Annotated in this window: 19 protein-coding genes; 8 read left to right on the plus strand and 11 right to left on the minus strand. The window is 72.1% G+C overall.

Annotated elements, in window-relative coordinates; all coding sequences use genetic code 11:
- Positions 1-16: 16 nt before the first annotated feature.
- Positions 17-1444: an alpha/beta fold hydrolase gene (locus ACFY3J_RS21875; RefSeq protein ID WP_390841530.1), complete on the minus strand. Its 1428-nt coding sequence runs from the start codon at positions 1442-1444 to the stop codon at positions 17-19.
- Between the two features lie 269 nt (positions 1445-1713).
- On the opposite strand from ACFY3J_RS21875, the gene ACFY3J_RS21880 reads away from it, so the two are divergent.
- From ACFY3J_RS21880 to ACFY3J_RS21895, 4 genes are all read left to right on the plus strand, one after another.
- Positions 1714-2700 carry an ArsR/SmtB family transcription factor gene (locus tag ACFY3J_RS21880; protein ID WP_390841531.1) on the plus strand — a complete coding sequence of 329 codons (987 nt, stop codon included), beginning with the start codon at positions 1714-1716 and terminating at the stop codon, positions 2698-2700.
- A gap of 235 nt (positions 2701-2935) precedes the next feature.
- Positions 2936-4663: a PHP domain-containing protein gene (locus tag ACFY3J_RS21885; RefSeq protein WP_390841532.1), complete on the plus strand. Its 1728-nt coding sequence runs from the start codon at positions 2936-2938 to the stop codon at positions 4661-4663.
- Positions 4660-5304 (plus strand): hypothetical protein, encoded by a 645-nt coding sequence (locus ACFY3J_RS21890; protein WP_390841533.1) that lies wholly within the window; start codon positions 4660-4662, stop codon positions 5302-5304. The genes ACFY3J_RS21885 and ACFY3J_RS21890 overlap by 4 nt, the downstream gene beginning before the upstream one ends.
- 132 nt (positions 5305-5436) lie before the next feature.
- Positions 5437-6405, plus strand: coding sequence for a LysR family transcriptional regulator (locus ACFY3J_RS21895; protein ID WP_390841534.1), 969 nt, complete (start codon positions 5437-5439; stop codon positions 6403-6405).
- A gap of 40 nt (positions 6406-6445) precedes the next feature.
- Here the strand turns inward: ACFY3J_RS21895 and ACFY3J_RS21900 are convergent, their stop codons facing one another.
- The 3 genes from ACFY3J_RS21900 to ACFY3J_RS21910 all read right to left on the minus strand — a co-directional run bounded on the left by ACFY3J_RS21900 (position 6446) and on the right by ACFY3J_RS21910 (position 9768).
- The gene (locus ACFY3J_RS21900) at positions 6446-7741 is read right to left on the minus strand and encodes an MFS transporter (protein ID WP_384181830.1); all 1296 of its coding nucleotides are present in this window, start codon (positions 7739-7741) and stop codon (positions 6446-6448) included.
- Positions 7738-8358: an isochorismatase family protein gene (locus ACFY3J_RS21905; protein ID WP_390841540.1), complete on the minus strand. Its 621-nt coding sequence runs from the start codon at positions 8356-8358 to the stop codon at positions 7738-7740. Before ACFY3J_RS21905 ends, ACFY3J_RS21900 begins: the two co-directional genes overlap by 4 nt.
- A 204-nt stretch (positions 8359-8562) precedes the next feature.
- Complete coding sequence (locus ACFY3J_RS21910) at positions 8563-9768, minus strand: cytochrome P450 (RefSeq protein ID WP_384181828.1); 1206 nt, start codon at positions 9766-9768, stop codon at positions 8563-8565.
- Positions 9769-10240: 472 nt separating this feature from the next.
- Here ACFY3J_RS21910 and ACFY3J_RS21915 point away from each other — a divergent pair, with 472 nt between their 5' ends.
- Complete coding sequence (locus tag ACFY3J_RS21915; RefSeq protein WP_390841535.1) at positions 10241-10912, plus strand: GntR family transcriptional regulator; 672 nt, start codon at positions 10241-10243, stop codon at positions 10910-10912.
- Positions 10913-10921: 9 nt separating this feature from the next.
- The gene (locus ACFY3J_RS21920; protein WP_384181824.1) at positions 10922-11929 is read left to right on the plus strand and encodes a 1-aminocyclopropane-1-carboxylate deaminase; all 1008 of its coding nucleotides are present in this window, start codon (positions 10922-10924) and stop codon (positions 11927-11929) included.
- Positions 11930-12703: 774 nt separating this feature from the next.
- Here ACFY3J_RS21920 and ACFY3J_RS21925 read toward each other — a convergent pair.
- From ACFY3J_RS21925 to oxc, 6 genes are all read right to left on the minus strand, one after another.
- Positions 12704-13456 carry an SDR family NAD(P)-dependent oxidoreductase gene (locus tag ACFY3J_RS21925; protein ID WP_384181822.1) on the minus strand — a complete coding sequence of 251 codons (753 nt, stop codon included), beginning with the start codon at positions 13454-13456 and terminating at the stop codon, positions 12704-12706.
- Positions 13457-14238: 782 nt separating this feature from the next.
- Complete coding sequence (locus ACFY3J_RS21930) at positions 14239-15366, minus strand: CapA family protein (protein WP_384181820.1); 1128 nt, start codon at positions 15364-15366, stop codon at positions 14239-14241.
- Positions 15367-15410: 44 nt separating this feature from the next.
- Entirely contained in the window at positions 15411-15872 is a 462-nt protein-coding gene (locus tag ACFY3J_RS21935) for a hypothetical protein (protein WP_390841536.1), read from the minus strand.
- Positions 15873-15892: 20 nt separating this feature from the next.
- A complete protein-coding gene (locus tag ACFY3J_RS21940; protein WP_141364837.1) occupies positions 15893-16126 on the minus strand; it encodes a hypothetical protein in 234 nt (77 codons plus the stop codon).
- Between the two features lie 175 nt (positions 16127-16301).
- Positions 16302-16736, minus strand: coding sequence for an NAD-binding protein (locus ACFY3J_RS21945; RefSeq protein WP_384181816.1), 435 nt, complete (start codon positions 16734-16736; stop codon positions 16302-16304).
- Positions 16737-17258: 522 nt separating this feature from the next.
- Positions 17259-18992: an oxalyl-CoA decarboxylase gene (gene oxc / locus ACFY3J_RS21950; RefSeq protein ID WP_384181814.1), complete on the minus strand. Its 1734-nt coding sequence runs from the start codon at positions 18990-18992 to the stop codon at positions 17259-17261.
- 282 nt (positions 18993-19274) lie between these two features.
- Here oxc and ACFY3J_RS21955 point away from each other — a divergent pair, with 282 nt between their 5' ends.
- The gene (locus tag ACFY3J_RS21955) at positions 19275-19643 is read left to right on the plus strand and encodes a hypothetical protein (RefSeq protein ID WP_384181812.1); all 369 of its coding nucleotides are present in this window, start codon (positions 19275-19277) and stop codon (positions 19641-19643) included.
- 152 nt (positions 19644-19795) lie between these two features.
- Here the strand turns inward: ACFY3J_RS21955 and ACFY3J_RS21960 are convergent, their stop codons facing one another.
- Complete coding sequence (locus tag ACFY3J_RS21960) at positions 19796-19969, minus strand: hypothetical protein (RefSeq protein ID WP_390841537.1); 174 nt, start codon at positions 19967-19969, stop codon at positions 19796-19798.
- Positions 19970-20213: 244 nt separating this feature from the next.
- Here ACFY3J_RS21960 and ACFY3J_RS21965 point away from each other — a divergent pair, with 244 nt between their 5' ends.
- Positions 20214-20903: a GntR family transcriptional regulator gene (locus tag ACFY3J_RS21965; protein WP_384181808.1), complete on the plus strand. Its 690-nt coding sequence runs from the start codon at positions 20214-20216 to the stop codon at positions 20901-20903.
- The last annotated feature ends 83 nt before the right edge of the window (positions 20904-20986 follow it).

A 20986-nucleotide genomic window follows, 5' to 3' on the forward strand; every position in this document is an offset into this window, starting at 1 on the left:
CGTCCGTGCGGTGCTGTCAGCGCCGGTCCAGCAGGAAGTCGAACACCGCCTGGCGGCCCCTGTCGTCGGCCGCCCTGCTCTGCACCGAGTGCGCCGCACCCGGCACCACCACGACCTGGGCCCGCGGCGTCAGCCTCTGCTGGTCGTAGAGCCATTCCAGCGGAGTCGACAGATCCCGGTCCCCGCCGAGCAACAGGACCGGCACGCCCGGCAGCCTGCGGTGCTCCGGCGGCAGCGGCGGCACCGGTGTGCGCGGCCAGTGCAGACAGCTCAGCATCGAGCCGAGGCCGGTCGCCGTGGCGGCGTCGAAGGGGCCGTAGTCGGCCGGTGTCAGCTCCGCAGCGGCCTTCTCCAGCGCCTCCTGGCGTCCGGCCACCGGAGCGTCCGCCCTGCCCCAGGGGTAACGCCCGTCCAGGCACAGGGTGGAGGCGTGCAGTCCCTGGCTCAGCTCCTCGGCGCTCGCCGCGCTTCCCTCCCGCACGCCGGCGATCAGCCCCCGCAGCATTCCGGGGTCGCCGTTCGCCGCCTTGTGCAGTGCGTCGATCATCTCCGCGTAGTCCGGGTCCACGAACTCCCAGGTCGTCAGCGCGTCCAGCACGTCGACGCCGTTGCCGTACCGGGCGACCACCTCGGCCAGGTCCGCCGCCGGGTCCGTGGCGCAGCCCGTCGCCCGGCAGGCCGCTGTCAGCACACGCGGCGCGGCGCGCAGGGCGGCGCGGTCCATCGGGTCGTAACCGGTGTGCGGCACCACCGAGTCCAGGACCAGCCGGTCCACGTGCTGCGGGTGGGCCAGGGCGTACCGCTCCGCGGTGTACGTGCCGTACGACACGCCGTCGAGCGTCATCCTGCGCACGCCCAGGGCCCGGCGCAGCAGGTCCAGGTCCGCGACCGTGTCACCGGTGCCGTAGAAGCGGCGGTCCGGACCGATGGCCGCGGCGCAGTCCGTCACCGCCCGGGCCGTGGGCGGGGTCAGGTCGGACGAGCCCATCTCCTCCTGCAACTGCGGGCACCGCAACGCGGCGTCGCCGGTGCCGCGTTGGTCGATCATGACGAACCGGTAGTCCTTCAGGACCGGCCTCAGCTTCTCGCTCAGCCGCTCGACGAACGGCACGCCCGGCTGCCCGGGACCGCCCGTGAGGAAGAGCAGTACGCCCTTCGGGGCCTTGACGTTGTCCGCCATCGCGACCTTCAGACCCAGCCGGCCCGGCACACCGCCGCTGTGGTCCAGCGGGACGGTCAGCGTGGCGCAGGTGAAGCCCTTCAGGCCCGGGCAGGCCGCGGCGCCGGAGAGTCCCCCGCTCTCCCCGGCCGGTGCCGCGGCTGCCCGGTCCTGTGCCGCGGACGTGCACGTCCCCGACACCATCAGCAGGCTGACGGCGGCCAGTACGGCCGTTCCCAGCCTCGCGGGTCCCCCGTTCCCGCGCCTCCTCGGGACCTTCCGCATCCCCCGCCGATCCCGCATTCCCCGCCGACCCCACATCCCCCGTACCCCCGTGTCGTCGGCCCGTGCCGCCGGCGTCCCCGACGTCCCCCGTGTTCCCGGCATCCGCGCATCCTCCGCATCCGGTGTCCGGCCTTCGGCGCCGCACCAGCCTGCGCCGAACGGGCCTGCCGGCGCGAGCTTCCGTGCGAGGATTCGAGCACGTTCGAAGCGAACCGATGCGGAACAGAAGCAGAACCGAAGAGGAACGAAGCGGCGTCAGGGGGAGGGCCGTGATCGAACTCATCGTGGACGCCGGGGGGTTGGCACGTACCCGGTTCGCCGTCTCACCGCTGCACGAGGTCGCGGCGACACTGCTCCCCTGGGGCCTGCGCCCGGCCACGGACACCGACCCGTGGGTCGCGCGCGCCCGGCGCGTGCTGCGCCGGGCACGGCTGCCGCTGCTGTCGGAACTGGCCCTGGACGGCGGCGGCTACGTGCCGGACTTCCTCAACCCGCATCCCACCGGACCCTCGCCCACCGTCGAGGAGGAACTGGAACGGGTCCGCGACACCCCGCCCGATCGGGTCATGTTCGAGCTGGAGGCGCTGCGCGACGGCCGCCCGGACAGCGGCCTGGCCGGTGCGGAGCTGCCCCCGCCGGTGGCACGGGCCATGGCCCGGGGCGGCGGATACGTCGCCCGGCAGGTCGCGGAGGAGCTGGGGCGCTACTGGGATCTGGCCTTCGCCCCGTACTGGGAGGCCGCTCGGGCGGTCCTCGAAGCGGAGGTCGACCGCTGCGCCGGTGTGCTGGCCCGGCACGGCGCGGCCGCGCTCTTCAACTCCCTGCATCCCGGCATCGCGTGGTCCGACGGCACGCTGCGCGTCGACAGCCGGTTCACCGTGCGGCTGGCCGTGCCCCTCCTCATCGTGGTGCCGTCACTGGTGGTGTCACAGCCGGCCGTGGCCGTGGACCCGGTACGTGGCGGACGCAGGCCGCCCATGGTCGCCTGTCCCGTGCGCGAACGGGCCACCGCCCCCGAGCCTGCGTCCCCCGAGCTGTCCGGACTGCTCGGTCCCACCCGCGCCGGACTGCTCACGGCGCTGGCGCTCCCGGCCTCCACCACGCAGCTGGCACAGCGCCACTTCCTCAGCCCCGCCACGGTCTCGTACCACCTGGGCGTACTGCACAAGGCGGGTCTCGTCACCCGAGCCCGCTCCGGACGCGCGGTGCTCTACCACCGCACCCCGGCGGGTTCCCGGCTGGCGGCCACCCGCTAGGCCCGAGCGTCGACCGCCGGCCGTCGTACGCGCTCGCCCCCCGGCAATGGCCTGTTCCGCTGGGTCCGCCGGCGCCGATGCCGGCGCCGCCACCGCGTCCGGCACCGTCCCACGTCCGGGTGCCGCCCGCCGTACCCGTCGATGTCACCGGCCGTTCCCACCGTGTTGGCGGCAGGGGCCCAGCATGGGCGCCGCTCGAACACGCTTTTAACGTACAGACGGCAGGAGTTCGGACATGGGCCACGGCCACAGTCACGCCCACGGGCACCACCACCACGACCACGGGCACGGCACGGGCGGCGGGTCGCTGCCGCCGGCGCTCGACCTGGAGGTCCCCGACACCGAGTTGACGCCCGATGAGCTGTCCCGCCGGTCCATGCTGCGCCGTACCGGCCTGCTCGGTGCCGGACTGGCGGCGGGCAGCGTGCTCGCCGGTGCCGGACAGGCGGCCGCGTCCCAGGGCCAGGACCAGGGTCAGAACCAGAACCAGCAGTCCTCGCAGTCCTCCCGTTCCGGGGGATACCTGTGGCTGGCCGGCGACCACCACATCCACACCCAGTACAGCTCCGACGGCAAGTACCGGGTCGTCGACCATGTACGCCAGGCCAACGCGCACGGCCTGGACTGGATGGTCATCACCGACCACGGCAGTGAGCAGCACGCCAAGATCGGTGTGGAGAAGGTCAACCCGGACATCGTCGCCGCCCGCGGGCAGATCTCCGACACGCTGGTCTTCCAGGGCCTGGAGTGGAACATCCCGGCCGCCGAGCACGGCACCGTCTTCGTCCACCCCGGCACCAACGAGGTCGCCGTGCTGAAGGAGTTCGAGAACTCCTTCGACGGGGCCGTGAAGAAGGCCACCGCCGCCACCCCGGCCAATGAGGCGCTCGCCATCGCGGGCGTCAACTTCCTCGCCGAGCAGGTCCAGCGCCGCAAGGTCAAGGATGCCCTGTTCCTGGCCAACCACCCCGCCCGCAAGGGCATCGACTCCCCGCACGAGATCCGTGCCTGGCGCGACGCGCAGCCGACGATCGCCGTCGGCATGGAGGGCGCCCCCGGCCACCAGGCCGCCGGCCTGCCCGCGCCGGGCGGTCCCGGCTCCGGCCGGGGTTACTACGACGGCAGCCCCGGCGCCGACTCCTTCTCCGGCTACCCGCTGGAGAGTTACCGCACCTGGGGCGGCTTCGACTGGATGACCGCGACCGTGGGCGGTCTGTGGGACAGCCTGCTGGCCGAGGGCAAGCCCTGGTGGATCACGGCCAACTCCGACTCCCACAGCGTCTACGCCGACTCCTCCGTCCGCGGGCCGGGCAGCGACTTCAACGCCAACGGCCGCTACGAGGACCCCGTCCACGGCGGCGCGCTGAACCTGGGCGACGGCGACTTCTGGCCCGGCCAGTACTCCCGCACCCACGTCGGTGCCGCTTCCTTCTCCTACCAGGCGGTCATGGAAGGCATCCGTGCCGGCCGCGTCTGGGTCGACCACGGCGGGCTGATCAGCGGCCTCAACGCCCAACTGCGCTCCGGCGGCAAGGCCGTCACCCTCGGCGACGCGCTGCACGTGCGCCGCGGCAGCCAGGTCGACCTGGTCGTCGAGATCAGCCTCGCCAACGGCCCGAACTGGGCGCAGTTCGTGCCGAAGCTGGCCCGGGTCGACGTGATCCAGGGCGACGTCACCGGCCGGGTCTCCGACAAGGACGTCTTCACCACACCGGACACCAAGGTCGTGAAGTCCTTCGAGGTGAACAAGTCCACCGGCTCGGTGCGTCTGACGTACTCCCTCGGCCGCGTGGACAAGCCGGTGTACGTGCGGTTGCGCGGTACGGACGGCAACCGCACCGCGGTCGGTCTGCGCGGTGCCGCCGTGGACCCGGCCGGACCGGCGATGGACGTGGTCGGCGACGCCGACCCGTGGAAGGACTTGTGGTTCTACTCCAACCCGATGTGGGTCCTGCCCGCATGACCGGTACGCCCGGCGGACCCGGCGTCCCCACCGTGATCGGTGTGGACGCCGGGTCGGCGGACCTGCGCGGCGCCGACCACCTCGCCCAGGACCTGGTGGCGCGGCTCGGCCTGCCGGACGCCACCGTCGCCTGCACGCACCCGGTCCGCAGCGGCGATCGGCCGCACATCGCCGTCTCCCTGGCGCTGCCGGACGCGGACACCGCGGCCTCGGTATGGCACCGGCTCGTCGCCCTCCTCCCGCTCCTCGCGGACGAGGAGCGGCCGCCGTCCGGCGCGGCCCTCGGCACACTGCGGCACGGCCCGGCGCCGTACGCGGACGGCGCCGCCCTGGCGGCGGCCGAGCAGCAGACCCGCGAGCAGGGCCGCGCCGTCGTCTACCCCGGTGTCCAGCGTCTCGTCGGCACGGTCCCGATGAGCTTCCTCCTCCAGCACACCGCGATCGACCGGGTCACCGTCGTCGGGGCGCCGTCCGGCCCCGGCAGCGGCCCGGAACCCGACACCTCGGTGAGGACTCGCGATCACGTGCGTCCCCTGTGGCAGGGCGGACAGCTCGTGCTGCCGCTCGTGCCCGCCGCGGGCGGCCTCCTCGCCCCCTTCGAGGTGCCCGACCCGACGCCCTGCTGCGCCGATCACGCCTGACGTCCGCCCGGGCCGGCGGCATGCGGCGGAAGAAGTCCTTCCGCCTCGCGGTCCCAGCAGGTCACAACGGGTCCGCGGGGCAGTAGGGTCCGATCCATCGAGCCCCGTGTCGTGGTCGAAGGAGGGGCAACCGTGGATCTTGAGGCGCTTCGTTCTTTCCTGGCGGTGGCCAAGCACCGCAGTATCTCCAAGGCCGCCGCCGGCTCGTACGTCACACAGCCGACGATGAGCCAGCGGCTGCGGCGGCTGGAGGAGAGTCTCGGTTTCGCGTTGTTCGAGCGGGGCTGGAAGGGCGCGGTGCTGACCCCGCAGGGCGCGTACTTCCTGCCGTACGCCGCCCAGCTCATCCGGGATCTGTCCAACGCCTCAGCGGTACTGGGCAAGAAGGACCCGTCCCGGCCACGGAGCTTCGCCGAGGTGGCCGGTCATCCGCACAAGGTCGTGTTCGGCGTGGACAACTGGCTGCCGGAGCGGTCCGTACGGGCCGTGGTGAGCAGCGCGCTGGACATGTACGGCGCGGACGAGTTCCGGGTGACCAGCCGGCCGGCCACGACGGTGATCGACCTGCTGGAACTCAACCAGCTGGACGCCGGGCTGTTCTACTCGACGGAAGCGGACCACCCGTTCCACACCGACGTCGTCGGCATCGAGGACATGGCGCTGGTCCATCCGCCGGGGACGGTTCTGGAGGAGGTCAGCGCCCCGGCCCTGAAGGAGCTGCTGTCCCGCTACCGGTTCGCGCTGTTCGACAATCCGGTGCTGACGCACCACGCGAGGATCACGACCACGCTGATCGAGACGTACGAGATCTCCCGCTTCCACGTGGTGGACGACTACCGGACCATGCACGCGCTGATCCGGCTGGGGGAGTGCATCACCGTGGTTCCCGCCGGTGTCGTCCTCGGCGACCGGGGGCAGCGGGCGACGGACCTTCCCTCGGCCTGGCTGCCCGGACTGCTTCCGCGGATCAACGTCACGGTGGGGGTCAGCGACGCGGGCCGGGACCACGGGGTGACCGGGGCGTTCGCGGCGTCCGTCGGGCGGTTCCTCGACGAGGACCCGCCCGGTGCCCCGGACGGCGATCTGCCCGGGACGGGGTGACCCGCGCCGACGCCGGGTCGTCCGCTTCCCGGGCAGGTCTTCAGCGCGTGGCGGGACCGGGTTCCGGCTGGACGCCCGCGGCTGTCGTGACGGCGGCGTCCTCGTCGCCGGTACGGCCGGTCTTCTTCGGCGCCGTCTCCTGGAGGAAGGACGCGGCCACCACGCACAGCAGCAGTCCGCCGAGTGCCAGGTAGAGGACGGTGTGGATGCCGTGGTGCTGGGCCAGGTATCCGGCGACGGACGGGGCCACGCCGCCGCCGAAGATCTCCGCGACGCCCATCACGGTGCCCGCCGCGGCGGCCATCAGACCGGCGGGGACGGACTCCACGGTCACGGTTCCGGCGAGCAGGGCCAGACAGCCGTTGGCGCCGAAGGCGACGAAGAACAGCAGCAGGAACAGCAGCGGCACCACCGGCCCCTGGAGGATGAAGCCGACCAGCATGCACATCGCCATCAGCAGCGCGACGACGACCACGGGCTTGCGGCCGAACCTGTCGGACAGCCCCGGAATGACCAGCTGGCCCGCGAAGGCGCCGAACCCGATGCCGGAGGCGATGAGGCCCATCTGGCTGGTCCCGATGCCCTGGTGGTCGACCAGGTAGCTCGGCACCATCGCGCTCAGCACGAAGATGCACGTCATCGCGCCGCACAGGGCGAGGATGGCCAGCCGGATGTTCCGGTAGCGGAAGACGTCCAGCCAGCGGGTCTTGTCCTGGGCGGCGGGGGCGACGGCGGATTCGAAGGCCGGCAGCTGGTGGGGCTCCCGAATGGTCCGGAAGACGAACCACGCCAGGACCAGGCCGGGGATCAGCATGAGGCCGAAGACCCAGTGCCAGCTCGGCAGGACCCGCAGCAGCTGGGTGGCGATGATCGGGCCGAGGCCGATGCCGAACAGGGCGAAGGTGCTCTGCTGCATGCCCATGTTCAGTCCGCGGCGCTCCGGCCGGGACGCCTCCGCCGTGGCGGCCACCGCGGTCGGGGTGAAGGCACCTTCGGTGACGCCCATGATGACCCGCACCATCAGGAGGCTGACGAGTCCGCCGACGAGCCCCGTCAGCAGTGAGCAGACCGAGAAGAACACGATCGAGCCGACCAGGATCCTGCGCCGGCCCAGCCGGTCGGAGAGGCCGCCTATGAGAAGGGAGGAACAACCCCAGGCCAGACCGAGAACTCCGATGATGTTCCCGAGGTCCTGGTAGTCGAGCCCGAGTTCCTTCATCATCGAGGGGAACAGCGGGCTGATGATCCAGCGGTCCAGACCGACGAGGCCGAATCCGAGGGAGAGCAGCACGACCGCCGAGCGTTCGTAGCGGACGTCGTATTCTCTGGGTCTCATGCCGCTCTCCCCTCGCGGTTCGCACGGATTTCCGCGACCAGTTCCCCGGTGGTGAGCACCCGGCCGAAGAATGTGGCGATGGTCTTCTCCGTGGCCGCCTGGGCCTCCTCGCTGAGCGCCCCGGTGGCGTCGCCCACGAAAGCCACCTTGAAGTCCCGCATGTAGGCCCCCCGTGCGGTGGAGTCGCAGCAGACCTCGGTGAGGGTGCCGACGATGATCACGGTGTCCACCTCGCGCAGACCGGAGATGCTGGTCAGCACGTTCTCCAGTTGCGTGTTGTGGAATGCGTCGTAGCGGTGCTTGACGACGACGACATCGTGGTCCTCCGGCTTCAGGTCGTCGACGACCTGCGAACCGAAAGTCCCCTCGCGCATTCCAGCGCTCAGCAGCGCCGGGTTGTAGGTGGATTCCAGCGGAGACACATTGAACGTGTCCAGCAGAATGTGCCGGGTGTAGACGACCGGAATACCGGCCGCCCGGCACTCGGCGATGACCTCCTGCATCCGGGGTATCCGCCGGCGTGCCATCGGCACTTCCATCGGATATCCCTCGAGAACAAAGTCGTTCTGCATGTCGATCACGAGCAGAGCCGTCTTCTGCGGATTCACGCGCCACATCGCGTTCAACGGATGAACTCCTCTTGCGTTTCGAATACGGAAGGCCGAAGAGCATGGCCCGAGGATTGGGCCAGAGCCTAACCGTGAAACGCACCCTGCCAGTCATAGGAATTCTTTATACCGTCGCGGGGGCGGCACTGAGTGCCCGCGGTCCGATCAGCCGAGGCCGTGCGGCGTCCGAGATGCCCTGCCTGGCGGGCGTCCCTACCAGGCCACCGGCAGCTCCAGGGGGAACCGCCTGATCGTCTGCTGGTCCCAGCGAACCTCCTCCGGCGGCACCGCGAGCCGCAGCCCCGGGAAGCGTTGCATGAGCCGCCCGATGGCCACTTCGAGCTCTGCCATGGCCAGAGGCATCGCGATGCACCGGTGCCCGCCCCAGCCGAACGTCATATGGGGGGAGTTCGGCCGGTCGACGTCGATGTCGTGCGGGTCCGTGTAGCGCTCCGGGTCGCGGTTGGCTGTCAGGTACGACACGTGAACGTAGTCGCCCGCCCGGATCAGCACACCACCCAGTTCCACGTCCTCGAGAGCGACCCGGGGGATGCCGACCCCCTTGCGGAACGGGATGTGGCGGAGCAACTCGTGCAGCACGTCGGTCAGGGCCCCGGGCCGGCTCCTGACGCGTTCCGCCAGCTCGGGCCGGGTCAGGAGCAGATACACGATGTCGCTGATCTCGCAGGTCGCCGTGTCCTGGCCGCTGAGCGCCAGCATGAGCGTCATGACCGCCAGTTCCCGGTCGTCCAGCTGCTCCTTGCCGTCCCGCGCCGCGGCCATCGCGCTGATGATGTCGTCGCCGGGCGACTTCCGCCGCTGCGCGACGAGCTCGCCGAAGTAATCCGTCAGATCCTTCTTGGCGCGCGCCGCGGCCTCCTTGGTGTCCGCACCGACGACGAGCAGCTGGTGCACGGCCTTCTGGATCCGGGGCCATTCCTCCCGCTCGATGCCGAGGAGGTCCAGGACGGTGTGCTGGGGAAGCGGGTCGGACAGGTGCCGGATCAGGTCCGCCGGCGGGCCCTCCTCCTCCATGCGGTCCAGCAGATCGTCCGCGAGCCGGACGATCCGGTGGCGCATGGCCTCCACCTGCGGCTGGGTGAAGGCCTGTGAGGCCAGGTGACGGACGCGGCTGCTGTACGGCGGGTCCATCACGTTGATCGACTCGGGCGACACGATGGGCTCCGGCGTCATCCGGGGGTAGTCCCGGCCGATGATGCCCGCCCGGCTGAACCGCTGGTCGGTGGTCACCTGCTTGACGGCGTCGAAGCCGGTGACCAGCCAGGCGTCCGCGTCGCCGTAGCGCAGCCGGATCCGTGCGGGGGTGTCGCGGCACATCAGGTCCGCGAGGGAGGGGTCGAACTCCAGGGCTTCGCTGAAGTCGAACGGGCAGACGGCCGTCTCGTTGTCCGTGGTCATCAGTCGGTTCCTTCGGCATGGGTGCGACGTCGGTGGTGTCCACGGCCCGGCGAAGGCTTCCGGCGAGCCTCACGGCGCCGCCGACCGCCGCGTAGGACGAGGCGGGCCGTTCCTCGTTGGCGATCGACACCGGGCCACCGCTGAGCGCGGCGGCCCCTCCGCCGCCGAGCGGTGGGAAGGTGACGGAGGCGGTGGCACCCGGCCCCCGAGGTGCGCACGATCCTCCGGGACGGCCGGACGGAGCGCGCGCCGGCCCGGCACCCCGGTGAGTGCGGGCGCCGGGGCCGCCGCGGCCCCATGTCGTTGCCTCCTCGCTGATGGAAACACGCGAGCCGGTGCGGACCGGTGACCCGCTCCGTCAGTGCAGCCAGGTGGGCTAACAAGCCTCTGCGTGACGGCGGCGCCGGTATCGGAAGCTCCCCCGCCGACGCACCCTTGACAGCTCTCTGCCATGCAGCGTGCAATATATTGCATGCCAGTGCCACAGAGCCGGGGGCTCGTCTCCAGGTCCCTCCTCCGCGACAACGCCTACCGGGCCATCCGGGACGCCATCGTCGACGGCACCCTCGCACCGGGGGAGCGTCTCAACGACAGCGACCTGGTGGAGTGGCTGGGCGTCAGCCGCACACCGGTGCGGGAGGCCCTGGCACGTCTGGAGCAGGCCGGTCTGGTGCGGACGAAGCCCGGCCGCTACACCATGGTCAGCCCCCTGGACGTCCGGGCGGCACGTGCGGCCCAGTCGGTGACGGCGGCCATGCACGAACTCGCCGTCCGCGAGGCGATGCCCAACCTGTCCGCCGCCGAGCTGGACGCCATGCGCGAGGCCAACGCGCGCTTCGACGACGCTCTGCGCCGCAACGACGTCGACGCGGCGATCGACGCCGACGACGCCTTCCACGGCGTCGCCGTCACCGCGTGCGCCAACCCGGCCGTCCGCTCCGTCCTGGAGCAGTTCACGCCGGTGTTGCGGCGGGTGGAGAGACTGCGCTTCTCCTCACTGAGCGGCCGCGGCTCGGTCGCCCAGCACGACCGGATCATCGCGTTGTGCGAGGCCGGAGACGTCGAGGGGGCCGTGGCCGCCACCCGCACCAACTGGCAGACGCTGCTGCCGCTGCTCGACACCCTGCTCCCCGACACCGACTAGGAGCCACAGATGTCCCTCGAGTCCTTCGAGCGCACCCCCCTGCTGTTCGGCCCCAGCCCGGTCCACCCGCTGGACCGGCTCAGTGACCATCTCGGCGGTGCCCGTATCTGGGCCAAGCGGGAGGACTGCAACAGCGGGCTGGCATTCGGCGGCAACAAGACCCGCAAACTCGAGTACCTGGTCCCCGACGCGCTCCGTCAGGGCGCGGACACCCTGGTCAGCATCGGCGGCGTCCAGTCCAACCACACCCGGCAGGTGGCCGCGGTCGCCGCGAAGGTGGGTCTGAAGGCCGTCCTGGTCCAGGAGAGCTGGGTCGACTGGCCGGACGCGGTCAACGACAAGGTCGGCAACATCCTGCTGTCCCGCGTCATGGGCGCCGACGTACGCCTGGTCCAGGCGGGCTTCGGCATCGGCTTCAAGGACAGCTGGCACCAGGCCCTGGAGGACGTCCGCGCCGCCGGCGGCACTCCCTACGCCATCCCCGCCGGAGGCTCCGACCACCCCCTGGGCGGGCTCGGATTCGCCAACTGGGCCTACGAGGTCCAGCGGCAGGAACGGGAACTCGGCGTCTTCTTCGACACGATCGTGGTGTGCAGCGTCACCGGCAGCACGCACGCGGGCATGATCGCCGGCTTCGCGGGCCAGGACCGGCCCCGCCGCGTGCTGGGCATCGACGCCTCGGCCAAGATCGACGAGACCCGCGCCCAGGTGGAGAAGATCGCCCGCAACACCGCCGAACTCATCGGCCTCGGCCGGGAGCTGCGCGACGACGAGATCACCGTCCTGGAGGGCTGGGCCGGCGACTTCTACGGCATCCCCGTCCAGTCCACCCTGGACGCCATCCGCCTCACCGGTCGCCTCGAAGGCATGATCATCGACCCGGTCTACGAGGGAAAGTCCATGGCCGGACTCATCGACCTCGTCCGACGCGGGGACATCCCCAAGGACTCCAACGTCCTCTACGCCCACCTGGGCGGCCAGCCCGCCCTCAACGCCTACAGCGGCGCCTTCCACTGACCCGGGCAGGCACCCGGCCCCGCCGCGCAACCTGATCGGGTGACACCCTGCCACCCACCCGTGCCCCCGGGGCCGACGACGGCCCGGCCCGGGGGCCCTGGGCCAGGGGGAGGTGAGGCTCTGGGACTGTGGGCCAGGCGGCGGGGCGGCTTCGGCGGGCTGACGGCTCGGACGGCGGTGTGGCTTGGGCGGGTCATGGGTCAGGTGGTGCTGCGGGTCCCTGCGGGTCGGGGATCAGATGGGCGGTGCGGCTTCGGCGGGCTGACGGCTCGGACGGCGGTGCGGCTTGGGCGGGTCATGGGTCAGGTGGTGCTGCGGGCCCGTCCGGGCTGGGGATCAGATGGGCGGTGCGGCCTCGGTGGGCCGGGGCGGACGGCGGTGTGGCTTGGGCGGGTCATGGGTCAGGTGGTGCTGCGGGCCCGTCCGGGCTGGGGATCGGACGGGCGGTGCGGCCTCGGTGGGCTGGGGATCGGACGGGCGGTGCGGCCTCGGTGGGCCGGGGTCGGACGGCGGTGTGGCTTCGGCGGGCTGAGGGGTCAGGCGGTGTTGCGGACCCCGGCGGGCCGCGGATCGGACAGGCGGTGCGGCCTCGGCGGGTCATGGGCCAGACGGGTGCTGCGGGCCCCTGTGGGCCGGGGGTCAGGTGGCGCTGCGGGCCCAAGCGGGTCGGGGTCAGATGGGCGGTGTGGCTCTGGCGGGCTGAGGGGGCAGATGGTGCTGCGGGTTCCTCCGGGCCCGGGATCGGACGGGCGGTGCGGCCTCCGCGGCCGGGGGTCAGACGGCTGTGCGGCCGCCGTCCGCGGGCAGCACCGCGCCCTGGACGAAGCTCGCGGCATCGCTGGCCAGGTAGGCGATCGCCTCGGCGATCTCCTCCGGTGCGGCCGGGCGCCCGGCCGGGGCTTCCGCGGCCAGGGCGTCGAGGGCCTCACCCATCCCCACGGTGCTCTCGGTACGGGTCGGACCGGGCTCCACGGCGTTGACCCGCACCCCGCGGGGGCCGAACTCGGCGGCCCACGCCTTGGTCAGCAGGTTCAGCGCCGCCTTGCTCGACCCGTACAGCGCCATCCCGGAGACGCCGTACTCCGCGACCATGGTGCTGACGTTCACGATCGCGCCGTGCCCGCGTGCGGCCATCGCCGGGGCGAGGGCCGCCACCAGGTGGAACGGCGCCTTCACGTTCAGGTCGTAGACGGTGTCCACCTCGTCCTGCGGCGTCTGCTCCGTGGGGCCGAACGGGTACACGCCGGCGTTGTTGACGAGGATGTCCACCCGGCCACCGCCCGCGCCGACGGCTTCCCCGGCCAGTTGCCGCACCGACTCCGCGGTGCGGAGGTCGGCGGCGACGAAGTCGGCCCTGCCGCCCCGGTCGCGGATTCCGGCGACCACGGACTCGCCGCGGGTCCGGTCCCGGCCCGCGACCAGGACGTGCGCGCCCCGCTCGGCGAGCAGCGCCGCGGTGGCGGCTCCGATGCCGCTGGTCGCTCCGGTCACCAGGGCTACGCGTCCGGTCAGTTCAAAAGGACCCATGAGTGTCGTTCTCCACGGTGAGACAAGTCCGGCACGAGATTCCGTTCCGCCTCATCGGCATTTCCGCCGTCCGCCATGAGGCCGGGGCGGCGGTGGCGCGTGCGGCCGATGGGGGGACTTGTGGCGGCCCGTCGTGCGGTGCTTGGCATGGGTGGGATGTACGAGAGGGCCCGCGTCCGCGTGATCACCAGCGAGGGACCGAAGACCGAAACACGCGGGAACCGGGGAAGCGCCACGGACGACGTGATCGTGCCGGGCACAGGTCCGGTCGGCCAGAACGCCGCCAACCGCCCACGCCCTCACCGTGGCCGTCGTGGAGCGGGAACTCGCTCCTACTGGGCGAGTGTTCCCAGCAAGGCGCTGCCGCGGCCGGTCATCGCCGACGCCCGCCGTGCGGACGGCGCCCGTCAGGCCGCCACCGGGCGGCTCGACACCGACCGGGTCTTGGCCCGCCGCGACCACTACGTCGCCGACTGGGCGACAGTGGACAGGCCCCGAGCGGGTCAAGTCGATCGGCGCGGACATCCTCGGCGGGCAGGGCCGGATCCACGGTCCCCGCCGGGGCACCGTCACCCGCGACGACGGTGCGCGGCAGACCCTCACCGCCCGTGACGCGGTGGCCGTCGCCACCGGCAGCCGGCCACGGCCGAGCCCCGGCACCCGCCGCCCACTCGGCGGACACGCTTGATCGGCGCCCGGTCGCGGCCCGTCGGCGCGGACGCCGGCCAACATTCAGTGGGGGCGGGCCGTGCACCCGGTAGCGCTCCAGTGCCGCACGGGTCTTACGGCTCCTGTGCGTTGGTCGTCGTGTGTGCCGCTCCCAGGGTGCCGTCCGGCCCCGGGGTGATGGCCACACCCGTGCTGATCCGGCCGAGGGTCGCCCGCAGCCATGCGCGGTCCTCCTCGGTGGCGGGTTCCAGCCGCATCCGCCGGGCCCGCAGCGGCACCATGCGCAGGTCCGCGAGCCGTCCCGTGGCCGCCGTGAGCGAGGGGAAGTAGGCGATCCGCAGGTCGTCGCGGTACTGCTCGTAGCCGGAGATGCCCTCGTAGTCGTCGATGAAGTCGCCGCAGCCGTACAGGATCAGCCGGTCGCGGTACACCTCGACGGGACGGGGGTGGTGCGAGGAGTGCCCGTAAACGACGTCGACACCGCCGTCGACCAGCGCGCGGGCGAAGCGGATCTGCTCCCGGGGGACGTGGTAGCCCCAGTTGGACCCCCAGTGCACCGAGACGACCACGAGGTCCCCCGGAGACCGCACGCGCCGGACGCGCTCGACGACCACCGCGGCCGCCTCCGCCGTCGCCGCGGGGACGTACGCGACACCGGCGAGGTCCGCCGTCGCCGCCCAACTCCCCGGTATGCCGCTGGACGTCATGCCCAGGGCGAACACCAGCACGCGGACCCCGTCCGCGACCGGGCACACCGCGGGCGCGTGCGCCGACTCAGCGTCCCGGCCGGCGCCCGCCACCGGCAGCCCCGCACCCGTCAGGGAGTCCAGCGTCTCCAGCAGCCCCGCACGGCCGAAGTCCAGCGTGTGGTTGTTGGCCAGGACGCAGACATCGGGCCGGGCCACCTCCAGGGCGGGCAGGTTGGCCGGGTGCATGCGGTAGTGGACCTCTTTCTCCGGCGCGAACGCGTCGCCGCGTGTCACGGACGTCTCCAGATTCACGATCCGTACGTCCGGGGCGGCGGCCGCCAGTACCGGCAGGGCCTCGCCCCACGGCCACGCCGGTGGGACCGGGGCCGGAATCGGGCCGCTGGCCGCCTCCGCCAGCTCGACGTAGGACCGGGCGTCGCGGACCCAGGCCTCCCGCAGGGCCGGATCGCCGGGGCACGGGAGGATCTGGTCGACGCCGCGGCCGAGCATCACGTCGCCGCACAGGAACAGCGTCACCACGCCGCCGCGCATACCCCCACAGTAGTGGCCGGACGGCACGTCACCGCCCGGTGCGGCTACCGGCGGCGGCCACACTGCCGCCGACCGGCCGGGCGCGGGCACGACCAGGACGCGCGGTCGGTGAGCAGACCCAGCCCGATGGCGAGCAGCCAGGAGTCCTTCGCGAGCGGGATGCCCTGCTGGGTGGGCAGCGGGCTGCCCTTGGCGTGGGTGCCGGGCGTGCGCAGGTAGAGGCCGACCAGGCCCGAGGAGAACGCCGTCAGCCCCGCCCCGGCGATGCCGCTGGGCACCAGCGGTGTCAGCAGCACCGCGCCCAGTGTCACCTCCGCGGTGCCGAGGAGCCGGGTGAAGCGGTGGGGGGAGAGCCTGCGCAGGAACGGGTAGGCGTGGGTGGCCATCGCGTGCAGGCCCTCCTCCGTCTGCTCGTCCGCCGAGAGCTTGCCCAGTCCCGAATGGAGAATGAACGCCCCGGTCGCCAGCCGTGGAGGGATGTGGTGGGCCTTCAGTGGCAGTTCCATGGGTTCCTCCCGCCGAGGGGTCAGGCGTGGTCGACGAGTTGCGCGAATCCGCGCCGGCGTGCGCAGTTGGCGCAGCAGAAGAAGCGTCCGTCGGCCTGGAGGCCGTGGCCGAGGATGCGGCATTCGCAGTTGTCGCAGGTCGGGGCGATCCGCTGGGCCGCGCATTCGAGGCTGTCGAAGATGTGGACGGCGTCGCCCGCGCGGACCTCGAACGCCATCTCGTAGTCGTTGTCGCAGACCTCGCACACTGCCATGAGTCTTCACTCCTCGTTGTGCCGGACCGGTGCCCCGGCGTCGGATCGGGCCGCGGATCCCTGGAGTCGGGTCGCGTATCCCGAGCCGTATTCCACCAACGGCACCGGCCGGACCGGCCGCCGCGGCACAACCACTCCGACGGACCCCACGCCCCACAGGCCCGGCCGGCGCGTATCAGCGTCCCGCCCTTCGCCGGGCGACCTCGGCGAGCGTGGCCCAGTCGCGCTCGGACCAGCCCGCCGCGACGGCTTCGAGCAGGGCGTCCCGTACGAGGCTGCCGGTGGGCAGGGCCATGTCGCGCCGATGCGCCGCCGACAGGGCGAGGCCCACGCACTTGAGCCCGAGCGGGGTGGTGAACCCCGGTGGCGCGTAGCGCTGTTCGGCCATGAGCCCGGTGTAGGTGCCATGGACCGCTCCGGGGAACAGCGTCCCGCTGATCAGCTCGACGAACGCGGCGGCGTCGACGCCGTACGACTCCACCGGCGACGTCGCCTCCGCCGTGGCCTCGATCGCGGCGGCCAGCAGGAAGTTGACCGCGATCTTGACCACGTTGGCCCGTGCCGGGTCGTCCCCCGGTTCCCAGATCCGCCCGGCCAGCGGTTCGAGCACGGGCCTTGCCAGGTCCAGTGCCTCGGGGCGCCGGCGGCAAGGACGTTCAGCTTCCCGGCCGCCGCCACAACCGGCCCGGCCCAGCACCGGCGCCGCCACGTGTCGTCGCCCGACGCACAGGGGTCGTCACCGCGCGGCCCGCTCGTGCGGTCGGGTCGCGAACCGGGCCGAAGCCGTCGGCGAGATCACGCGCGCACACGCCGCGGAGACGCGGCGGTGGCGGAAGAGCACGGAGGGCGCCCGCACACAGAGGCGGTGCGCCGGCCCCCTCGGACTCGGCGGGTCCGGGCCCCTCGTGGGGCGGCTGCACCGCGCCGCCGCGCGGATGGGCGGGCCGCGGGGACGCCGGCGGCGCGCATCCGGGGCACTTTGGCGCGGGCCGGGCGCCGAGTGGGCGGCCGAGCATGGAGGATCCCCGGCTGACCCGCGAGGGTGCGGGTCAGCACGGGGTGCGGCGGCATTCCTTCTGGCGTCCCGGAAGACCGCGACGGGACTGTGTGTGCGGGCAGTCGCCGGGTTCGGTCAGCGCTGGACCGTGATGCCCTTCGGGTTGAGGTGGGAGATGTTGCCGCTCTCGGTCCCGTCCGAGGGGTCGATCACGCAGTCGATGAGCGCCGGGGCGCCCGAGGCCAGGGCTTCCCGCAGGGCGGTGGCGACCTCGTCGGGTGTCGTCGCCTGGTAGCCCTTGCCGCCGAACGCCTCGATCATGAGGTCGTGGCGGGCCTTGAGGGCGGTCGGCGCGGGGTCCGCGGAGGTGGAGGCCTCGTCACCGCGGTAGACGCCGCTGTTGTTGAGGACGACGGTGACGATGGGCAGGTTGTAGCGGCAGACGGCCTCGATCTCCATGCCGCTGAACCCGAAGGCGCTGTCGCCCTCGATGGCGACCACGGGGTCTCCGGTCTCGACGGCGGCGGCGATGGCGTAGCCCATGCCGATGCCCATGACGCCCCAGGTACCGCTGTCCAGCCGGTGACGCGGTATCCGCATGCCGATCGTGTTGCGGGCCAGGTCGAGCGCGTTGGCGCCCTCGTTGACGACGTAGGCGCGGGGGTTCTCCGCCAGGACGTCGCGGATCACCTGGAGCGCGCCGAGGAACTTCATCGGGTGCGCGGTCTTCGCGGCGTCGAGGCGCTTGGCCATCTTGGCCGCGTTCTGCGCGGAGCGCGCCGCGAGTTCCTCCCGCCACTCCTGCGCGGCCGGGATCCGGCCGGGCTTGCTCCGCTCGACCAGGGCCTCCATCACCGACGCGACGTCGCCGACGAGCGGGGCCGCGATGGGCTGGTTGCTGTCCATCTCGGTGGCCGCGATGTCCACCTGGATGAACTTGGCGGACGGGTCCCACTGGGGTGCCTCGCCGTGCCCGAGCAGCCAGTTCAGGCGCGCGCCGACGAGCATCACGACGTCCGCCCTGCGCAGGGCCAGTGACCGGGCGGTGGCCGCCGACTGCGGGTGGTCGTCGGGCAGCAGGCCCTTGGCCATCGACATGGGCAGGTAGGGCACGCCGGTCGTCTCGACGAACTCCCGGATCTGCTCGTCCGCCCGCGCGTACGCCGCGCCCTTGCCGAGGACGACCAGGGGCCGCTCAGCGCCGGCGAGCAGGTCGATCGCGCGGTCCACGGCCGCGGGTTCGGGCAGCTGACGCGGCGCCGGGTCCACGACCTCCCACAGCGACGCGGCCCCCTGCTCCTTGTCGATGACCTCTCCGAGCACCGCGGCCGGGATGTCGAGATAGACCCCTCCGGGACGCCCGGAGACCGCGGTGCGGATCGCGCGGGCCACCCCGCGGCCGATGTCCTCGGCCCGGTGGACCCGGTAGGCGGCCTTGACGAAGGGCTTCGCCGCCGCCAGCTGGTCCATCTCCTCGTAGTCACCCCGCTGGAGGTCGACCAGGTGCCGCTCGCTGGATCCGGAGATCTGGACCATGGGGAAGCAGTTCGTGGTGGCGTTGGCGAGGGCCACGAGTCCGTTGAGGAAGCCCGGGGCGGAGACCGTCAGGCAGATGCCCGGCCTCTTCGTGAGGAATCCGGCCGCCGCCGCCGCGTGCCCGGCGTCGCTCTCGTGGCGGAAGCCGATGTAACGCATGCCCGACGCCTGCGCGACGCGCGCCAGGTCGGTGATCGGGATGCCGACGACGCCGTAGATGTTCTTGACGCCGTTGCGCCTGAGCGCCTCGACGACCAGGTGGATCCCGTCGGTGAGAGCGGCCGGACCGTCAGTGTCCCCCAGCCCTGTTTCCGGCAAGGAAGCGTTGGTCATGGTCGGGATCCTCCCTGAACGTCACGAATGGCTTCGGGAATACTGTATTCAGTATCCCCGAGGTTGGATGCACTAGCAAGGATTCGCGTGGGGTGGTGTTCCCGGTCCGCGTCCTGCGGGGGCCGTCGCCAGGTCGCGAGCCGCGGCGGATCGGACACCGGTGCGGCGTGTCGCCGTCGCATTGTCAGTGACATGCTGGAAAATGCCGCGGGAAAGAGAGATCAACATCGCCCGAGCTGGGTAAGCGATCTTCAGTCCCAGCATCGAGGAAGGCCCCCGCTGATGCAGTCCATATCCGGCCCGGCCCGCGCCGTCGTCCTGCACCACCACAGCCGTGCCGGTGCCGCCCTCAGCCCCACGGGTGCTGACCTGCTGCGCATCATCTCCGACCCGGCCACGCTCGTGTTCCTCACCGTGCACGCGGGCGGACGCCGCAGGTACAGCTACTGGCAGCCGTTCGACCCCCGCACCGGCCGGGGAAGCTGCTACGTCGCGCTGCCCACGGACGTGTGCGACATGCTGCACTCCAGCGGACGGATCACGCTCGGCGAGCCCCTCGTCGACTCCACCAGGACCACCTACCGCGTCGGACCCGCGGACACCCCGGTCGCGCCGCGCCGCCCCCTGCGGACGAGCGTCCTCGCGGCATGACCGAGGGGGCCGGCGGTACGGGCTGCCGGCCCCCTCGGTCCTGCCGTCGCGTCGGACGGCGTCGGGTCGTGGATCCTGTCCGGTTCATCGCGTCGCGCTCCGTCCGGCGTGCCGGATCCGCGGTGGCGCGCCGTGCGCGCGTGCGCGTGTGCTCAGTTCCCGAGGCCGCTCTTCGACCGTTCCTTGGAGGCGCGGACCTTGCCCCGCGCCTCCAGTGCGGCTCCCTTGGCCGCCGTGGTCTCGTTGTGGAGCGCGTGCGCCACCTTCCTCACGGCCTTCCCGACCACCTGCTCGGCCGTGGCCCTGGCCTTCTCTCCGGCGCTCATGTCGGTCCTTTCCCTGACGCTCACCCACCCACCCGCCTGCCCGCGACTCCGGAGCGGAAACCGTCCGTGCGCGAGGATGGGAGACCGGTGGCGCCGGCGCCGTCGGCAGGCCGCGCGAACCGTGTCTGATGTGAACTGGGTCACAGTCGGTGTGAGTCCTGTGTGGGGCGGTGCGTCGGTAGACTGTAGACGAAAGTCAATCTCTCCCAGGCTCGGTCGGGCCGCTGATCAGGGGATGGAAGCCATGCTCTCCGCGGGTTTGCCGAGCGGTACCGTGCCGAAGCTGGAGCGGCCGGGTCCGCTGCGCGAGCGGGTCTACGAGGCCCTCCTCGAACTCATCATCACCAGGGTGCTCAAGCCCGGTCAGCATCTGATCGAGACCGAGCTCGCCGGGCAGCTCGGCGTCTCCCGCCAGCCCGTGCGCGAGGCGCTCCAGCGGCTCAACACCGAGGGATGGGTCGATCTGCGCCCGGCCCAGGGCGCGTTCGTGCACGAGCCCACCGAGGACGAGGCCGACCAACTGCTCGTCGTGCGCGGCCTGTTGGAGGCCGAGGCGGCGCGGCTGGCGGCGGCCGGGGCCGGAGGCGAGGCACCGGCGCGGCTGCGCGAGCTGTGTGAGGAGGGCGAGCGGGCCCTGCGGTCCGACGACGTCGACGCGGTGGTCGCCGCCAACGCCGCCTTCCACTCGTACGTGATGGAACTCGCGGCGAACTCCGTGCTCGCCGAACTGTCCGCTCAGGTGGACCGCCGCATGCGCTGGTTCTACACACCCATCGCGCGGACCCGCGGCGAGCACTCCTGGCGCGAGCACCGCGAGTTGATCGACGCGATCGAGGCGGGGGACGAGCAGCGCGCCCAGCAACTGATGCGGGCGCACACGGAGCAGACCCGCGTCACCTACCACGAGCGCGCCGGCTCCGAGGAGTGGGCTTGATCCGCTTTGACGGACATCGGAGATCAGGGGCTTCGGCCCCGGAAGGATGATGTCCATCATGGAGAGCATGGGGAAGAAGAAGC

The organism is Streptomyces sp. NPDC001231 (genome assembly GCF_042896885.1).
In the GTDB taxonomy this organism is placed as follows: domain Bacteria; phylum Actinomycetota; class Actinomycetes; order Streptomycetales; family Streptomycetaceae; genus Streptomyces.